Origin of the sequence: Kitasatospora sp. NPDC058190, assembly GCF_042883685.1 — a bacterium.
GTDB lineage: Bacteria > Actinomycetota > Actinomycetes > Streptomycetales > Streptomycetaceae > Kitasatospora.
The window spans coordinates 1-17,071 of sequence record NZ_JBHVVI010000020.1; the positions used below are offsets into that span (position 1 = coordinate 1).

A 17,071-nucleotide genomic window follows, 5' to 3' on the forward strand; every position below is an offset into this window, starting at 1 on the left:
ACGTCCGCCGGGCCCCGCCCTCTTCGTCCGCCCGCTTACTCCATCCCGGCCAGGACCAGCGGGAGGCGGCGGGCACCGTCGGCGACCAGCTTCACCGGCACACCCCAGTCCTGCTGGTGCACGTGGCAGGCCGGGAACTCGATCGCCGGGTCGTCGTCGCAGGAGGCCGCCATCGCCGAGACGTGCAGCACGCCCTCGGTGACCTGGTCGGAGAGCACCAGCTCGCGGGAGAGGGCGGAGTCCGCGCCGACGCCGGAGACCAGCAGCTCGGGCGGGGTCGAGCTGACCAGCAGCCGGGTGGACGGGCCGTAGCGCTCGTCCAGCTTCTGGCCGCTCGGCGCCTCGAAGACCACGTCCAGTCGGAAGGCGCCGGGCGCGACCTCGGTGGCCGCGCGCTGGGTGCGGTGCGCCACCGACTCGACCTGGACGGCCTCCTCGGGCAGCCGCAGCCGGGTCAGCCGGTGCCGGGCCGACTCGACCACCACGATGTCGCCGTCCACCAGCACCGCGCCGGAGGGCTCGCGCAGATCGGTGGCCAGGGTGCTGACCTCGCCGCTCGCCGGGTCGAAGCGGCGCAGCGCGTGGTTGTAGGTGTCGGCGACGGCCACCGAGCCGTCCGGCAGCACGGTCACGCCCAGCGGGTGCTGGAACAGGGCCTGGTCGGCGGCGCCGTCACGGTGGCCGAAGTCGAACAGGCCGGTGCCGACGGCGGTGTGGACCGTCATCGTTCCACGTGAAACGAAGCGCAGCGCGGAGGTCTCGGAGTCGGCGACCCAGAGCTTCTCGCCGTCCGCGGAGACGGCGAGGCCGGAGGGCTGGGCGAACCAGGCCTCGGCGGTCGGGCCGTCCACCAGGCCCTCGTTGGTGGTGCCGGCCGCGACGCCGACCGTGCCGTCCGCCGGGTCGTACGCCCACAGCTGGTGCACGCCGGCCATCGCGATCCACACCTTGCCGTCGAACCAGGCGACGTCCCAGGGCGAGGAGAGGTCCACCTCGCGGGCCGGGCCCTCGGTCGCCGAGCCCTGCCACCACTGGCGGCCGGTGCCGGCCAGGGTGGTGACGCTGCCGTCGGCGAGGCGCACGCCGCGCAGCGCGTGGTTCACGGTGTCGGCCACGACCACGTCGTAGCCGGCGCCCTCCGGCAGCAGCGCGAGGCCCTGCGGCTCGCTGAACCGGGGGCTGGCGCCGTCCACCAGGCCGCGCTGCCCGTCGCCGATCCGGCGCACCACGGTCTCGCCGTCCTCGGCCAGCTCGACCAGGCTGTGGTGGCCGGAGTCGGCGACCAGGAAGTGGCCGTTCGGCAGCCGGACCGCCTTACCGGGGAACTTGAGGTCCCCGGCGGTGGGCTCGGGCGCCACGTACGGGCCGTCGCCCCGGCGCAGCGTGCCCTTGGCGGCGTGCTCGGCCTCCAGCTCCTCGACCAGGCGGGCGATCGCGTGGGCGTGGCCCTCACCGGCGTGCTGGGCCACCACGTAGCCCTCGGGGTCGATCACGACGAGCGTCGGCCAGGCGCGGACGGCGTACTGCTTCCAGGTCGCGAGCGCCGGGTCGTCCAGCACCGGGTGGTGCACCTCGTACCGGGCGACGGCGTCGACGACGGCCTGGTGGTCGGCCTCGTGGACGAACTTGGGCGAGTGCACGCCGACGATCACCACGGTGTCGCGGTGCTTCTCCTCCAGCTCGCGGAGCTCGTCGAGGACGTGCAGACAGTTGATGCAGCAGAAGGTCCAGAAGTCCAGGACGGTGATCTTGCCCCGGAAGTCGGCGAGGGTGAGCTCCTTGCCGCCGGTGTTCAGCCAACCGCCTGCCCCGACCAGCTCGGGGGCGCGTACGCGTGCACGAGATGCCATGGCTGTATCCAACCCCATCGATGGTGGTGGGCATTCCGGGTGGGGCCGGGGCTCGGCGGTCACGGCTGCGAAAGGTCGGCCTGCCAGCGGGTTTCGCCGTCCTGGGTGTGCGGGGTGGGGCGCAGGCCCAGGGTGTGGGCGACGTGGGCGGAGGCGTGGTGGTCGGGGTGGATGTGGGCGACGGCCGTGGTGGTGCCGAGGGTGGTGAGGTGGGTGAGGAGGGCGCGGGCGGCTTCGGTGGCGAGACCGCGCCGTTGCCAGGGGGTGCCGACCACCCAGGCGAGTTCGGTGGCCCCGGGGCGGACGGTGGCCTGGACGTAGCCGGTCAGCGCGTCGTCGGCGCGCAGTCGCAGGACCCAGGTGCCCCAGGTCTCGGCCGGGTCGGGGGAGCCGGCGGCGAGCCGGGCGCAGCGGGCGCGCAGCTCCTCGGGGGTGGCCGGGCGGCCGCCGGTGAAGGTGTGCAGGGCCGGGTCGGCGAGGGCGGCGGCCAGTTCGTCGGCGTGCTCGGGGACGAGCGGCAGCAGGTCGAGGCGGTCGCTGCGCAGCGGGGTGCTGAGGTCGGGTCGCATGGCGGTATTGAACCGCTGGCACCCGGTCGCGGAGGAGCGCTGAGTCACCGGGGGTGCGGCGCTCCGCCCAGGACGTGCTCGCGCCCCCAGTGCCCCAGCGGCGCGAGCGCCGCGTTGAGGTGTCGCCCCGCCTCGGTCAGCGCGTACTCGACCCGGGGCGGCACCTCCTCGTACGCCTCCCGGTGCACGATGCCGTCCGCCTCCAGCTCGCGCAGGTGGGCGGCCAGCACCTTCTCGGTGATCCCCGGCACCAGGCGGCGCAGCTCGCCGAAGCGGCAGCACGGGCGCTCGCCCAGGGCCCACAGGATCAGCACCTTCCACTTGCCGCCGATCACGTCCATCGCGGCGTCGATCCCGCAGACGTACGCCCCCGGCCTCGGCACGGTCGCCATGCCCACCCCTTCCGGCCTCGATCCTCACCTCAGGGTAACCACCCACTTCGAAGTGCGTACTTGATCGTTTCCGGGGCCGGCGCGGAGGCTGATCGGCATGGCACAGAACACAGTTGAGGCATCCCGCCGGACCCCGCCCGCCCCGCCCGCCCCGCTCTCCCTGCTCGGCCTCGGCGCGATGGGCACCGCGCTGGCCGAGGCCTGGCTCGCCGCCGGGCACCCGCTGACCGTCTGGAACCGCACCGCCGCCCGCGCCGCCGCGCTCGCCGTACGCGGCGCCGCCGTCGCCGACAGCGCCGCCGAGGCCGTCGCGGCGAACCGGCTGGTCGTCGTCTGCCTGCTCGACGACGCCTCCGTGGACGACGCGCTGGCCGGCGTCGACCTGGCCGGCAAGGACCTGGTCAACCTGGTCACCAGCACCCCCGAGCAGGCCCGCGCCCGCGCCGCCTGGGCCGAGCGGCGCGGCGCCCGCCACCTGGACGGCGGGATCATGGCCGTCCCGCCGATGATCGGCGTCCCGGCGACCGGGCCGTACGTCTTCTACAGCGGCTCCGCCGGGCTGTTCGAGGAGCACCGGGCGACCCTCGCCGCCCCGGCCGACACCCGGTACGTGGGCGAGGACGCCGGGTACGCGGCGCTGCACGACGTGGCACTGCTCAGCGCCATGTACGGGATGTTCGCCGGGGTCGCGCACGCCTTCGCGCTGATCCGCGGCGAGGCCGTCGCGCCGGGCGAGCTCGCGCCGCTGCTCCGCGACTACCTCACCGCGATGTCCCGGACCGTCGCCACGACCGCGGAGCAGCTGGAGAGCGGCGACTACACCAAGGGCGTGGTGTCCAGCCTGGCGATGCAGGTCGCCGGCAAGGGCACGCTGCTGCGCACCGCCGAGGAGCAGGGGGTGAGTCCCGAACTGCTGGAGCCCTACTTCCGGCTGATGGAGCGTCGGTTGGAGCTCGGCGGCGGCGAGGAGGACCTGACCGGGGTCGTCGACCTGCTGCGACGGTGAGGGGCGGCCGGTAACGTACCGGCATGGCTGACCTTGAAGAACGCGCCAACGTCGTCGCGTCCGGATCTCGGCGGACCGGTCCGGGGGCGGGCGTCCGACGGCGCCGCGCCGCCGACCTCGCCGACTGCGTCCGGGTGCTGGCCGACGTCCACACCGTCGACGGTTACCCCGCCGACTGGCCCGAGCGGCCCGCCGCCTGGCTCACCCCGGACGGCCTGCTGGCCGCCTGGGTCGCCGAGGCGGCGGGCCGGATCACCGGGCACGTCGGACTCTCCCGCAGCGCCCCGGGCGATGCCGCCCCCGGGCTGTGGAGCCTGCGGACCGGCGGGCGGCCGGAACTGACCGCCGTGATCGGCCGCCTGTACGTCGCCCCGACGGCGCGCGGCCACGGCACCGGCGCGCACCTGCTGGCACGCGCCGTGGTGCACGCGCGGGCGCTCGGGCTGCACCCCGTGCTCGACGTGCTCGCCACCGACACCGCCGCCGTGGCCCTCTACCGCCGCCTCGGCTGGACCCTGCTCGGCAGCGGGGAGCAGCGGTGGGCCTCCGGCCGTACGGTCCTCGTCCACTGCTTCGCCGCGCCGAGGGGGTGATCCCCCGTCGAGCCGTTTCAAGTCCCGTCGAGCCCGCCGCGGGGCTAGCCGGCCGAGCGCTCGGCGGCCGGGCGGCGGCGCAGGCCCGGGGTGGTGAGGGCCGGCGGCTGCCAGGCGCCGTCGGCCTGGTAGAGGTCCGTGCCGGGCGGGACGATGGTGTCGATCCGGTCCAGGACGGCGTCGTCCAGGACCAGGTCGGCGCCCTTGAGGGCGGAGTCGAGCTGCTCCATGGTGCGCGGGCCGAGGATCACCGAGGTGACCGCGGGGTGCGCCAGCGGGAAGGCCACGGCCAGCTCGGGCAGGGTGCGGCCGAGCTCCCCGGCGAGCTCGGTGAAGGCCTCCACCGCGTCCAGCTTGGCGGCGGTGGCGGGCAGCGCCGGGTCGAAGCGGCCCGGGTTGATCGCGGCGCGGCCACGGGTGAGGTCGATCTCCTGCCCCTTGCGGTAGCGGCCGGTGAGGAAGCCGCCGGCCAGCGGGCCCCAGGTCAGGGCGCCCATCCCGAGCTGCTGCACCACCGGCAGCACGTCCCGCTCCACCCCGCGGGCGAGCAGTGAGTACGGCGGCTGCTCGGTGCGGAAGCGCGGCAGGGCGCGGCGCTCGGCCACGTGGTGGGCGTCCACGATCTGCTCGGCGGGGAAGGTCGAGCAGCCGAAGGCGCGGATCTTGCCGGCCCGGACCAGGTCGCCGAGGACGGAGAGGGTCTCCTCGATGTCCGTGGTGTGGTCCGGCCGGTGGATCTGGTATAGGTCGATCCAGTCGGTGCGCAGCCGGCGCAGGCTCTCCTCGACCTCGCGGACGATCCAGCGCCGCGAGTTGCCGCCCCGGTTGCGGCCCTCGCCCATCGGGAAGTGCGCCTTGGTGGCGAGCACGATGTCGTCGCGGTCGCCGCGGGCGGCCAGTGTCCGGCCGACGATCTCCTCGGACTCGCCGGCCGAGTAGATGTCGGCGGTGTCGACGAAGTTGATGCCCCGGTCGAGCGCGGCGTTGATGATCCGGGCGCAGTCGTCGTGGTCCGGGTTGCCGATCGCGCCGAACATCATCGTGCCGAGGCAGTAGGCGCTCACCTCGATGCCGGTGCCGCCGAGAACGCGGTAGCGCATGGTCGTGCTCCCCCTGATGGTGGGTCGGTGATGCGGTGGTGGCTCAGAGGCTAGGAGTTGGAGTGCGCTCCAAGGCAAGGGGTGTCCGGGGATCCCTCCGGCGGGGGAGCCGGATCGTCGTCCCGGCGGAGGCCGGGGTGCGGCGGCGCGGGTGACCCTGGGGCCATGGTGAAGCGCGGGTGGGTCAGGAGCGGTTGGGCGGTGGCCGGTTGGGGAGCCGGCTACGGCGGGTTCGGGTTGGGCTGTGCGCTGAGCGGGACCGCGCTGCTCGGCGGCGCCTGGCCGGGGTGGGTGGTCGCCGGGGTGGGCCTGGCGGCGGTCGCGGCCGGGTGCGCGGCGGTACGGCTGCGGTCGGCGCGATGGCTGACCGGGGTGTTGTGGGTGCTGTGCGGGCTGGCCGTGGTGGCGGCCTGGAGCCTGCTGATGGACGTGGTGACGCTGCTGTTCGGGCAGGCCGTGGACAGCGTCCCGGCCGCGGTGCACAAGGCACTGGCGGCGGCCGGGGCGCTGCTGCTGGCCGGGGCCGCCCGGGCCCGGCGGCCGGTCGCCCGGGCGACCGCTCCCCCCGCGGCCCCGTCTTCGGCCCCGGCCGTCGTCCAACTCGCTGCCTGGGCAGGGACGTTGGCCTTCGTTCCGTACGTCGTGATGAAGCTGATCTGGGCACTCGGCGGCAGTTTCGCGGGGATCAGCGGCGACGAGGTGTACGCGAGCTCCGTACACAACGGCGCGTCCGGGATCTGGCTCGCCCTGGAACGTCGGGGGCTGGACGGCACGGTGCTGCTGGCGGCGATCGGGGTGTTCCTGCTCTGGGGGCTGGTGCGGCCGTGGGGGCAGGTGTTCCCGCGTTGGACCCTGCCGCTGCGCGGCCGTCGCGTCCCGCGCTGGCTGCCGCTCACTCCGGCGCTGATCGGCGCGGCCACGCTGGTGCCGTACGGGCTGGCCGGGATCGGCTACCTGGCGCTGTGCGAGACCGGGGTGACCGAGATCCGGCTGGGCGAGTTCGCCACGGCCGGGCAGGCGTTGCAGATCGGCTGGGTCGGGATGTGCGCGTTCGCCGGGTACGGGGTGGCGCTGGCGGTGGCCACCCGCTCGTACTGGCGGCGGACCGGGGCGTGAGCGGCGGAGAGCGAGGGAGGTGTTTGCTGAGGTGGCAACAATGCTTGCCGACACGGGATGGTCGGTCGCAGCCTGGCGACGGAGGTGAGCGCCATGAGCGAGACGAGGACGACGGAGCGCCACGACGTGGTGGTGGTCGGCGCCGGAGCGGCGGGACTGAACGCCGCCCTGGTGCTGGGCCGGGCCCGACGGCGGGTCGTGGTGGTGGACGCGGGCGAGCCGCGCAACGCCCCCGCCGCCCACATGCACGGCTACCTGAGCCGGGACGGCATGTCCCCGGCGGCACTGCTGGCGGTCGGGCGGGAGGAGGTCGCCCGGTACGGGGTGGAGCTGATCGACGCACGGGTCGAGCACATCGAGGCCGAAGAAGCCGGGTTCGTGGTGCACCTCGCGGGCGGGCCGGTGCTGCACGCGCGCCGGGTGGTCGTCGCCACCGGCCTGCGCGACGGGCTGCCGGAGCTGCCGGGCCTGACCGAGCGCTGGGGCCTCGACGTGCTGCACTGCCCGTACTGCCACGGCTGGGAGGTCCGCGACCGCCCGCTCGGCGTGCTCGGCACCGGTCCGGGGGCGGTCAACCAGGCGTTGGTCCTGCGGCAGTGGTCAGCCGATGTGGTGCTGCTCGCGCACACCCTCGAACTGACCGACGCCGACCGCGAGCGGCTCGCCGCCCGGGGCGTCCGGGTGGTCGAGGGCAGGATCGTCCGGCTGGTCGCCGACGACGGGCGGCTGCGCGGCGTGGAACTCGCCGACGGACGGGTGGTGCCGCGCGAGGCGGTGTTCGTCTTTCCGCAGCCGGTGCCCCGGGACGCCCTGCTCTTCGGTCTCGACTGCGAACGGGACGACAACGGCTGGGTCACCACCGACCGGACCGGGCGCACCAGCCTGCCCGGCGTCTGGGCGGTCGGCAACGTCGCCGACCCGCGCGCCCAGGTGGTCACCGCCGCCGGGGCGGGTGCGGCGGCCTCCTTCGCGCTGGACCACGACCTCACGGCGGAGGAGGTCGGGCAGGCGGTCGACCGCTACCGCGCGTCCGGCGCCGCCGTGCCCGCCTGAGCGGGAAGCTTTCGTCGACCCGCTGACAACCCCACGACCTCACGACCCGGGAGGAGAGGCCATGTCCTCGCACCAGCACCAGCACCAGCACGGCCACCAGCACGGCCACGTTCCCGCCGCCGACCTCGATTGGGACGCCCTCGCGGCCCACCTGGAGCAGGAGGCCGACCTGCGCGCCGCGGCCGTCACCGAGGCCGCGCGCTGGCTGTCCGGCCTGTCCGGGGAGGGCGGGGTACGGAGGGTTCTGGACGTCGGCAGCGGTCCCGGGGTGATCGCCGGGCTGCTCGCCGAGGTCTTCCCGGCGGCCGAGGTGGTCGCCGTCGACCAGTCGGCCGCCCTGCTGGAGCGCGCCCGGGCCCGCTCCGGCGGCCGACTGGGCACCCAACAGGCCGACCTGCCCGCCGAGTTCGACAAGCTCGGCGAGGCCGACCTGATCTGGTCCGGCAACGCGATCCACCACCTGGGCGACCAGCAGGCCGCGCTCGCCGCCCTGGGCGCGCGGCTGCGCCCGGGCGGGCTGCTCGCCGTCGCCGAGAGCGGCCTGCCGCCGCGGTTCCTGCCCCGGGACTTCGGCCTCGGCCGGCCCGGCTTCCAGGCCCGGCTGGACGCGGCCCACGAGGACGGCTTCAGCGCCATGCGCGCCGAACTGCCCGACGCCGCCGAGGAGATCGAGGACTGGCCGGCCATGCTGCGGCGGGCCGGACTCGTCCCCAACGGCACCCGCACCTTCCTGGTCGACCACCCGGCGCCGCTCGCCCGGCCCGTCCGCGAGTACCTGTACGCCCAGCTCGGCCGCCGCCACGACCAGCTCGCCGAGGCGCTCGCCCCGGAGGACCGCGCCACCCTGGAGGCCCTCCTCGCCGAGGACGCGCCCACCGGCATCCTCAACCGCCCGGACGCCTTCTACCTCTCCGCCATGACCGTCCACACCGCGCGCCGGCCCTGAGGCCGGGCCCGCGGGCACCGGGCCGCCCCGTCGCCGCGCTTCCGAGGCCGCGGCGGCGGGGCTCCGGGCTCACCGCCGGGGGCTCCGGGCACCGCCGGTGCGACGGATGCCGCCGGTGCGACGGATACCGTCGGCGCATGACAGCGAACCAGCAGGGCTTCGTCGTGGTGACCACCACCCACGAGAGCGAGGAGCAGGCCCGGTCCCTGGCCGCCGCCGTGGTGCGGGAGCGCCTGGCGGCCTGCGCGCAGGTGTACCCCGTCCGGTCGGTGTACTGGTGGGAGGGCGAGGTGCAGGACGCCGAGGAGTGGCGGATCGACCTCAAGACCCGGGCCGAACTCGCCGACCGGCTGGCCGGGTTCGTCGTCGGGCGGCACTCGTACCGGACGCCCGAGGTGATCGCCGTGCCGGTGGTCTCCGGCAGCCCCGGCTACCTGGCCTGGGTCGCGGAGGAGACGGCCGGGTAGCTCAGGAAGCGCCCCACCGGGAGGACCGGCACCGCAGGGCCCGGGGAAGCCCCCGGGTCCCTGCCTTCGTGTCGCACCGACCCTCGACCGGCTCCGGACCAGCGCCGGACCGGCTCCCGACTAGCCCTCGGCGCCGCCGAAGCGCGCCGTCCAGGCCTCCAGGTCCTCGTCCGTGATCTTGGCGAACAGCACCGGCGGCACCGTGAACGCCGTCCCCGCCGGGATCAGGTCCAGCGCCTGCGCCTCCCGGGCGTCGACCCAGCTGCGGGTGGCCGGCGAGTCCTCGGGCAGGGCGAAGGCGCCGCGCATCGCCGCCGCCGCGGTCGGGATGAACGGCTCGGAGACCACCGCGTACAGGTGGATCAGGTTCATCGCCGTCCGCAGGGTCAGCGCCGCCGCCTGCGGGTCGGTCTTCACCTGCAGCCAGGGCGCCTTCTCGTCCAGGTAGGCGTTGCCCGCGCTCCACAGCGCGCGCAGACCCTGCGCCGCCTTGCGGAAGTTGAGCGCGTCCAGCTGGGCCTCGTACTCGGCCAGCAGGGCGGCGATCTGCTCGCCGAGGCGCTGCTCGGCCTCGCCCGGGGCGTGCCCGCCGGGGACGTCGTCGCCGAAGCGCTTGCGGCTGAAGGAGAGCACCCGGTTGACGAAGTTGCCGAGGGTGTCGGCGAGGTCCTTGTTGACCACCGAGGCGAAGAGGTCCCAGGTGAAGCTGGAGTCGTCCGACTCGGGCGCGTGCGCCATCAGGAAGTAGCGCCAGTAGTCGGCCGGCAGCAGTTCCAGCGCGACGTCGGTGAAGATGCCGCGCTTCTGGCTGGTGGAGAACTTCCCGCCGTAGTACGTCAGCCAGTTGAAGGCCTTGACGTAGTCGACCTTCTTCCACGGGCGGCGCGAGCCGAGGATCGTCGCAGGGAACATCACGGTGTGGAACGGGACGTTGTCCTTGGCCATGAACTCGGTGTAGCGGACGGTCTCGTCGGCCTCGTACCACCAGGACTTCCAGTCCCGCAGCTGTCCGGCCGGGGCCGCGTCCGCCCACTCCTTGGTGGCGCCGATGTACTCGATCGGGGCGTCGAACCAGACGTAGAACACCTTGCCCTCGGCTGCCAGTTCGGGCCACACGTCGGCCGGCACCGGGACTCCCCACTCCAGGTCACGGGTGATCGAGCGGTCCTGCAGGCCCTCGGTCAGCCACTTGCGGGCGATCGAGGAGGCCAGCACCGGCCAGTCGTCGCCGTTGGCGGCGATCCACTGCTCGACCTCCTCGGTCAGCTTCGACTGGAGCAGGAACAGGTGCCGGGTCTCCCGGACCTCCAGGTCGGAGCTGCCGCTGATCGCCGAGCGCGGCTCCAGCAGGTCGGTCGGGTCCAGCACCCGGGTGCAGTTCTCGCACTGGTCGCCGCGCGCCTTGTCGTAGCCGCAGTGCGGGCAGGTGCCGACGATGTAGCGGTCCGGCAGGAAGCGCCCGTCTGCGTTGGAGTACACCTGGCGGATCGAGCGCTCCTCGATGAAGCCGTTGCGCTGCAGCTCGCGGGCGATCTCCTGGGTGATCTCCCGGTTCTGCGGCGAGGAGCTGCGGCCGAAGTGGTCGAAGGAGAGCCCGAAGCCGTCGTACACGGCCTTCTGGGCGTCGTGCGCCCGGGCGCAGAACTCGGCGACCGGCAGCCCGGCCTCCTGGGCGGCCAGCTCGGCGGGTGTGCCGTGCTCGTCGGTGGCGCAGATGTAGAGCACCTCGTGGCCGCGCTGGCGCAGGTAGCGGGAGTAGACGTCCGCCGGGAGCATGGACCCGACCATGTTGCCCAGGTGCTTGATCCCGTTGATGTACGGAAGGGCGCTGGTGATCAGGTGCCGAGCCATCCTCGGATGCTCCGATTTCTCCCGCACGCGCACCCCACCCGGAGTGCTGTGCCAGGCGCAGGGTCCACTGTGGGCTGCCAAGCCTACCGCCGCCGGGCCCCGCGCACGGGCCGCGGCGTACGGGCGTCGGCGTACGGGCGTCGGCGTACGGGCGTCGGCGTACGGGCGTCGGCCTCACGGCCGGGTGAAGTCGGCGTACCGGTCGAACTCCCCGGCCTTCACCCCGCGGACGAACGCCGCCCACTTGCGCGGTGTCGTCCGCACGACCGCCTCGGGCCAGTCCGACTCGCGGATCTCCACCAGCCCGCCGGTGGCTCTGACCTCGACGCAGTCGGTGCTCTCACCGCTGGCCGACGACTTGCGCCACACGCTCAGCCACACGTTCATGAGAAGTCTTTCAGTAAGGCCCGGATGAAGTCCCGGGACTCGGCCGTCCCGAGCGCGATGGCCGCGGTCTTCTCCTTGATCCGGCGGTAGGAGGCCAATTCGGCTTCGGTGTGCACGAACTTCGGCCCGTGGGAGAGGTCGATCTGGACGGTGTCCAGCTCCGGGACCGGCCCGCGGGCGAGATACAGGCTTTCCCCGCACCCGGTGTAGGTGGGGACGCTGAACGGGATCACCCGGATTTCCAGCCCGGGCCGTTCGGAATTCTCCAGCAGGCTCCGCAACTGGTCGCGCAGCACTTCCGGACCGCCGAACTGCATCCGCAGCGCGGACTCGTGCAGGATCGCGCTGTACGGCTTCGGATGGTCGACGAAGATCCGCTGGCGCCGAATCCGGAATGCCATCCGGGCCTCGGCCTCCTGCCGGACGTGCGCGGGGAGCCGCTCGAACACGGCGGCCGCGTACGCCGGGGTCTGCAGCAGACCGGGAACGAAGGTGCTGTTGAGGATGGACAGCGAGGCCGCGTGGTGCTCCATCTCCGCGATGTCGACGATCCCGCTCGGCATCCGGCCCCGAAAGCCGTCCCACCAGTACTTCCGCCGGTCCTGCGTCATCGCGAGCAGGGCGTCCAGGTACGCGCCTTCGGCGCAGCCGCAGGCGCGCGCCCAGATCCGCAGCCGTTCGGCGCTGATGCCCGACTTCCCGTTCTCCATCTGGGAGATCTTGGGCAGGTCGGTGCCGATTGTGGCGGCCAGGCTTTTGGGCGTCACGCCCACGCGTTCGCGCATCTTGCGCAGCTCGATCCCAAGGCGCTGCTGGCGCACGGTCGGCGACAAGCGGGGTGGCATGACTCTCTTCTCCGGATCGCGGCTTCGGTCGATGCTTCCGGTGAAGTGTGCCGTGGCGACCCGGCCCTAGCTAGCGAAATGGGGGATACCCCACGATGGAGTGAACGTCCACCCCCTCGGTAGCAACTCTGGCACCTTGACTCTATGGTCGTCCGTGTCACTCGCTGACTTGTTGTCGCCTAAACAGTCGCCAAGTCGCCTATCAGCCCTGCCAGTCAGCCGTCATTGCACACCAGATGCATGGTAAGGGCGTTCGGCATCACCGACCGGAGACAGCCGTGCCCCTTCCCTCGCCTCTCCGCCTTCCACACCCCCTTCCCCACCGCATTTCCGCAACCCGATGAACGCCCTCCTGGTCGCCGGATTGTCCGCCCTCCTCCTCGCCGTCCTTTTCGTCGGCTGGCTGGTCTGGCTGGTCAACATGCAACCCCGGCTACCCCGCGCCGCGAAACGCGAGTTCGCCCCCCGCCATTCCGCCCGCGGCGAGCGGAAATAGCTCCCGGCCCTGGCCCGGGGACCCGCCCCGCTCCCGCGGGCCCTCCGCTGTCATACGATCACCGACGATGCCGACAGGGGCGTTCGTCGGGGTAGCCGGGGGATCAGATGGAGCCGCTGCACAGCACTGACCCGGAGGCGATCGGCCCGTACCGGTTGATCGCCCGGCTCGGGGCCGGCGGCATGGGGCAGGTCTACCTCGCCCGGTCGGCCGGCGGACGCACCGTGGCGGTCAAGGTGGTCCGGCCCGAACTGGCCCAGGACCGCGAGTTCCGGGTCCGCTTCCGTCGCGAGGTGGCCGCCGCCCGGGCCGTCGACGGCGCCTACACCGCACCCGTCACCGACGCCGACCCGGACGGGCCCACCCCCTGGCTCGCCACCGCCTACGTACTCGGCCCCTCGCTGACCGACGCCGTCCACGAGCACGGGCCGCTGCCGGAACCCTCGGTCCGGGCGCTCGGCGCCCGGCTGGCCGAGGCCCTGGAGGCGATCCACGGCGCCGGGCTGGTCCACCGCGACCTCAAGCCCTCCAACGTGCTGCTCGCCGCCGACGGCCCCCGGGTGATCGACTTCGGCATCGCCCGCGCGATGGACGGCGACAGCATGACCCAGACCGGCACCGTCGTCGGCTCACCCGGCTTCATGTCCCCCGAACAGGCCTCCGGCCGCCCCACCGACGCCCCCGGCGACGTCTTCTCGCTCGCCTCCGTCCTGGTCTTCGCCTCGACCGGCCACGGCCCCTTCGACAGCGCCTCCGGCGTCGCCGCCCAGCTCTACAAGGTGGTGCACGAGGAGCCCGACCTCACCGACGTCCCACCCGCCCTGCGCGCCATCCTGGAGCACTGCCTCCGCAAGGACCCGGCCCTGCGCCCGCCCCCGGCCCACCTGCGCGCCTGGCTCGCCACCGGCGCCGCCGCCACCGAGTGGCTCCCCACCCCGGTCGCCGCCGCCCTGGCCCGCCACGCGGCCGCCGTGATGAATCTGGAGGCCCCGCTCCGCACCCCGGTGCCCCAGCCCGTCCCGCACGTCCCCTACGGCCAGCCGCCCACGTACGTCCCCACCCAGCTGACCACCCCGACCCCGCGCCCGGCCGCCTTGTCCCGCCGCCGCTTCTTCCTGGCCGGCGGTGCCCTCGCCGCCACCGCCGCCGTCGGCGGCACGACGTGGGCCCTCACCCGCCCGGACAAGCCGGGCGGCGGCACCCCGGGCGGCAGCTCCCCGGGCGGGAGTTCCTCGGTCGGCCCGAGCCTCCCGGCGGCGCCGAAGCCGGCCTGGACCCTGGCCACCGAGGGCAAGTACTCGGGACTGCGTCCGCCGCTGGTAGTGGACGACCGGGTCGTTCTCCGGGCCGACGACACCTTCGGCGTGGACGCCAACCTTGGTGTCACGGCCTGGCAGCACACTTCGAGCGCCTGTTACCTGGTGGGCGGGGGCGACCTGTACGAGGCGAGTGCCAAGCTTGAGCGGATCGCGCCGGAGGACGGTTCGGCGACCTATGCCGCGTCCACCGACCTCGGCGGGGGCAGGACGGTCGAGATCAACACCCTCCTCGCCGCGACCGATCAGGCGGTCTTCGCCATGGTGAGGACCGGCAGCGGGGGAGCCGCCACCGACACCCCGGGACTGGTGGCCTTCAAACACGATCTCTCCAGTCGGCTCTGGTACCAGGAGGACCGGGAAGTCGGGGGCGACCCGTATGCCGCGCTCCAGGACCACCTCGGCTTGGTCAGCGGCACCACCCTGCTGCACCTGGACAACAAGTTCGCGGTGGTCGCCCGCAGCACCGTCGACGGCAAGCGCCTGTGGCGGGTGGAGACCGGGAGCAAGGCCTCGTGGCCGATGTGGTCCGACGACCAGCGCGCCTACTGCGCCGTGGACGGCTACCACCTCCAGGCGGTCAACCTGGCCGATGGCAAGCAGGTGTGGCGCCTCGACAGCGAGCACGGGCGGATCGGCAAGCTCCTGGTGGCCGGCGGCACGGTGTACCTGAACGACGGCTCCCAGAGCATCACCGCCTGTGACGCGGCCACCGGAAAGCCCCGTTGGACCTGCGCGACCCCCGGGTACCCCGACTGGAACGCCGACATGGTCCTGGTCAAGAGCACCCTCTACGCCGCCGGGTCGACCGCCACCGGGCAGGCGGGCAAACCGTGCGTCTACGCCATCGACATCTCGACCGGCCGCCTCCGGTGGATCTTCACCGACCCGACCTACCAGCCGGGCACGGCGGACGAACGGATCCTGGAGAGCTGCCAACTGGCCGCCAACGGCACGTTCCTCTTCGTCTGGCTCAAGAAGACCCTGACCGCCCTCCCGGTGGCCTGACCTTCCCTCACCCCCGCGAAAGGCGCTCCGTCAGGCGGGACTTGGCCGCCGGCCACTCGTCGACGAGCATCGAGAAGTAGGCGCTGTCGCGCCAGGTGCCGGTGGGGCGGAGGCGGTGGCGGCGGAAGACGCCCTCGAACTGGGCGCCGAGGCGCTGGATCGCGTTGCGGGAGCGTTCGTTGAGGGCGTCGGTCTTCCAGAAGACGCGGCCCATGCCCAGGTCCTCGAAGGCGTGGGTGAGCAGCAGCAGTTTGGCCTCGGTGTTGACCGCCGTGCGCCAGACCGAGCGGGCGTAGAGGGTGCCGCCGATCTCCACGAACTCGTCCTTGGCGCTGAAGTCGTGGTAGCCGGTGATGCCGACGGCGGTGCCGCTCGCGAGGTCGACGGCGGCGAAGTGCACCGACTCCCCGGCGGCGGCCTCCGCGATGCGGGCGTCGAGGATCCTGCCGAGCTCCTCCTCCGTGGCGGGCGGGAGGTTCATGGTCCAGCGCCAGACCTCGGGCTCGGAGCCGACGGTGGCCCAGAGGTCGGCGAGGTGGCGGCGCTCCAGCGGCTCCAGGCGGATGTGGCGGCCGGTGAGGGTGACGGGCGTGGGCAGCTTCGCGGTCATGATCAGAACGTAGCGCGACTCTGCACTAGAGGCAATGTTGTTATGTACTAGTGCAAAATGGGACTTGCTGGGCAAAGCGAAGGGCCCCGCAGGACGGTGCGTCCCGCGGGGCCCTCGAAGCGCTCAGGCTCAGATGAACGAGTTGATCTCGATCGTCTCGTCCCGGCCCGGGCCGACGCCGATGGCGGAGATCGGCGCGCCGGACATCTCCTCCAGCGCCTTCACGTACGCCTGGGCGTTCTTCGGCAGCTCGGCGAAGGTCTTCGCCTTGCTGATGTCCTCGTTCCAGCCCGGCAGCGTCTCGTAGATCGGCTTGGCGTGGTGGAAGTCCGACTGGTTGTAGGGGAGTTCCTCGACCCGTCGGCCGTCGATCTCGTACGCGACGCAGACCGGGATCTGCTCCCAGCCGGTCAGCACGTCGAGCTTGGTGAGGAAGAAGTCGGTGAGGCCGTTGACCCGGGTCGCGTAGCGCGCGATGACGGCGTCGAACCAGCCGCAGCGGCGGTCACGGCCGGTGGTGACACCGCGCTCGCCGCCGATGCGGCGCAGCGCCTCGCCGTCCTCGTCGAACAGCTCGGTCGGGAACGGGCCGGAGCCGACGCGGGTGGTGTAGGCCTTGAGGATGCCGATGACCCGGTCGATCTTGGTGGGGCCGATGCCGGCGCCGGTGCAGGCGCCGCCCGCGGTCGGGTTCGACGAGGTCACGAAGGGGTACGTGCCGTGGTCGACGTCGAGCAGGGTGCCCTGGCCGCCCTCCAGCAGGACGACCTTGTTCGCCTTGAGCGCCTCGTCCAGGACGAGGGTGGTGTCGGCGAGGAAGGGCTTGATCTTCTCCGCGTAGCCCAGGTACTCCTCGACCACCAGGTCGGCCGGGATGGTGCGGCGGTTGTACAGCTTGACCAGGATCTGGTTCTTGTCGTGCAGCGCCGCCTCGATCTTCTGGCGCAGGATCGACTCGTCGAACAGGTCCTGGACCCGGATGCCGACGCGGTTGATCTTGTCCGCGTAGGTCGGGCCGATGCCGCGGCCGGTGGTGCCGATCCGGCGCTTGCCGAGGAAGCGCTCGGTGACCTTGTCCAGGGTGCGGTGGTACGGCGTGATCAGGTGGGCGTTGCCCGAGACCAGCAGCTTGGAGGTGTCGATGCCGCGCTCGTTCAGGCCGGCCAGCTCGGAGAGCAGCACGGCCGGGTCGATCACGACGCCGTTGCCGATCACCGGGGTGACGTTCGGGCTGAGGATGCCGGAGGGGAGCAGGTGCAGGGCGTACTTCTGGTCGCCGATGACCACCGTGTGACCGGCGTTGTTGCCGCCCTGGTAGCGGACGACGTAGTCGACGGAGCCGCCGAGGAGGTCGGTGGCCTTCCCCTTGCCCTCGTCTCCCCACTGAGCGCCAACGAGCACGAGTGCCGGCACAGGCGTACACCCCTTCCGGTTGGGGCATCCTGCGTAGGCCGCTGTCTGCCCCG

Annotated in this window: 17 protein-coding genes; 8 read left to right on the top strand and 9 right to left on the bottom strand. The window is 73.1% G+C overall.

The genetic code is table 11. The annotated features are described in order from the left end of the window. Positions 1-35: 35 nt before the first annotated feature. From ACFVWU_RS12235 to ACFVWU_RS12245, 3 genes are read right to left on the bottom strand one after another with little or no spacing between them, the layout of a single operon-like run. Positions 36-1,850: an NHL domain-containing thioredoxin family protein gene (locus tag ACFVWU_RS12235; RefSeq protein ID WP_387618633.1), complete on the bottom strand. Its 1,815-nt coding sequence runs from the start codon at positions 1,848-1,850 to the stop codon at positions 36-38. Positions 1,851-1,909: 59 nt separating this feature from the next. Next, positions 1,910-2,419 carry a GNAT family N-acetyltransferase gene (locus ACFVWU_RS12240; RefSeq protein ID WP_387618636.1) on the bottom strand — a complete coding sequence of 170 codons (510 nt, stop codon included), beginning with the start codon at positions 2,417-2,419 and terminating at the stop codon, positions 1,910-1,912. Between the two features lie 44 nt (positions 2,420-2,463). Next, positions 2,464-2,811: a winged helix-turn-helix transcriptional regulator gene (locus ACFVWU_RS12245; RefSeq protein WP_387618639.1), complete on the bottom strand. Its 348-nt coding sequence runs from the start codon at positions 2,809-2,811 to the stop codon at positions 2,464-2,466. Positions 2,812-2,908: 97 nt separating this feature from the next. Between ACFVWU_RS12245 and ACFVWU_RS12250 the strand changes: the two genes are divergently transcribed. Both ACFVWU_RS12250 and ACFVWU_RS12255 read left to right on the top strand, forming a co-directional pair. Next, complete coding sequence (locus ACFVWU_RS12250) at positions 2,909-3,817, top strand: NAD(P)-binding domain-containing protein (protein ID WP_387618641.1); 909 nt, start codon at positions 2,909-2,911, stop codon at positions 3,815-3,817. Between the two features lie 23 nt (positions 3,818-3,840). Then, complete coding sequence (locus ACFVWU_RS12255) at positions 3,841-4,410, top strand: GNAT family N-acetyltransferase (RefSeq protein WP_387618644.1); 570 nt, start codon at positions 3,841-3,843, stop codon at positions 4,408-4,410. 44 nt (positions 4,411-4,454) lie between these two features. On the opposite strand, the gene ACFVWU_RS12260 is transcribed toward ACFVWU_RS12255, so the two are convergent. Then, the gene (locus tag ACFVWU_RS12260) at positions 4,455-5,510 is read right to left on the bottom strand and encodes an aldo/keto reductase (protein WP_387618647.1); all 1,056 of its coding nucleotides are present in this window, start codon (positions 5,508-5,510) and stop codon (positions 4,455-4,457) included. Between the two features lie 165 nt (positions 5,511-5,675). Between ACFVWU_RS12260 and ACFVWU_RS12265 the strand changes: the two genes are divergently transcribed. The 4 genes from ACFVWU_RS12265 to cutA all read left to right on the top strand — a co-directional run bounded on the left by ACFVWU_RS12265 (position 5,676) and on the right by cutA (position 9,092). After that, positions 5,676-6,626, top strand: coding sequence for a hypothetical protein (locus ACFVWU_RS12265; RefSeq protein WP_387618650.1), 951 nt, complete (start codon positions 5,676-5,678; stop codon positions 6,624-6,626). A gap of 93 nt (positions 6,627-6,719) precedes the next feature. Then, positions 6,720-7,679 carry an NAD(P)/FAD-dependent oxidoreductase gene (locus tag ACFVWU_RS12270; protein WP_387618653.1) on the top strand — a complete coding sequence of 320 codons (960 nt, stop codon included), beginning with the start codon at positions 6,720-6,722 and terminating at the stop codon, positions 7,677-7,679. A gap of 61 nt (positions 7,680-7,740) precedes the next feature. Then, positions 7,741-8,625 carry a class I SAM-dependent methyltransferase gene (locus ACFVWU_RS12275; protein WP_387618656.1) on the top strand — a complete coding sequence of 295 codons (885 nt, stop codon included), beginning with the start codon at positions 7,741-7,743 and terminating at the stop codon, positions 8,623-8,625. Between the two features lie 137 nt (positions 8,626-8,762). After that, on the top strand, positions 8,763-9,092 hold the full coding sequence (gene cutA, locus ACFVWU_RS12280; protein ID WP_387618659.1) for a divalent-cation tolerance protein CutA: 330 nt from the start codon (positions 8,763-8,765) through the stop codon (positions 9,090-9,092). 120 nt (positions 9,093-9,212) lie between these two features. Here cutA and metG read toward each other — a convergent pair whose 3' ends face one another. The 3 genes from metG to ACFVWU_RS12295 form a co-directional block, all read right to left on the bottom strand. After that, a complete protein-coding gene (gene metG / locus ACFVWU_RS12285) occupies positions 9,213-10,943 on the bottom strand; it encodes a methionine--tRNA ligase (protein WP_387618662.1) in 1,731 nt (576 codons plus the stop codon). Positions 10,944-11,117: 174 nt separating this feature from the next. Next, positions 11,118-11,330, bottom strand: coding sequence for a DUF397 domain-containing protein (locus tag ACFVWU_RS12290; RefSeq protein ID WP_387618665.1), 213 nt, complete (start codon positions 11,328-11,330; stop codon positions 11,118-11,120). Next, on the bottom strand, positions 11,327-12,175 hold the full coding sequence (locus ACFVWU_RS12295) for a helix-turn-helix domain-containing protein (protein ID WP_387618668.1): 849 nt from the start codon (positions 12,173-12,175) through the stop codon (positions 11,327-11,329). Before ACFVWU_RS12295 ends, ACFVWU_RS12290 begins: the two co-directional genes overlap by 4 nt. A 340-nt stretch (positions 12,176-12,515) precedes the next feature. Here ACFVWU_RS12295 and ACFVWU_RS12300 point away from each other — a divergent pair, with 340 nt between their 5' ends. Together ACFVWU_RS12300 and ACFVWU_RS12305 are read left to right on the top strand one after the other, a co-directional pair. After that, entirely contained in the window at positions 12,516-12,671 is a 156-nt protein-coding gene (locus ACFVWU_RS12300; protein ID WP_387618671.1) for a hypothetical protein, read from the top strand. Positions 12,672-12,778: 107 nt separating this feature from the next. Then, positions 12,779-14,995 carry a protein kinase gene (locus ACFVWU_RS12305; RefSeq protein ID WP_387618673.1) on the top strand — a complete coding sequence of 739 codons (2,217 nt, stop codon included), beginning with the start codon at positions 12,779-12,781 and terminating at the stop codon, positions 14,993-14,995. 7 nt (positions 14,996-15,002) lie between these two features. Here ACFVWU_RS12305 and ACFVWU_RS12310 read toward each other — a convergent pair whose 3' ends face one another. Both ACFVWU_RS12310 and ACFVWU_RS12315 read right to left on the bottom strand, forming a co-directional pair. Further along, positions 15,003-15,605, bottom strand: a complete 603-nt coding sequence (locus tag ACFVWU_RS12310) for a GNAT family N-acetyltransferase (protein ID WP_387618675.1) — start codon at positions 15,603-15,605, stop codon at positions 15,003-15,005. 129 nt (positions 15,606-15,734) lie between these two features. Next, complete coding sequence (locus tag ACFVWU_RS12315; protein WP_387618678.1) at positions 15,735-17,018, bottom strand: adenylosuccinate synthase; 1,284 nt, start codon at positions 17,016-17,018, stop codon at positions 15,735-15,737. Positions 17,019-17,071 lie beyond the last annotated feature (53 nt).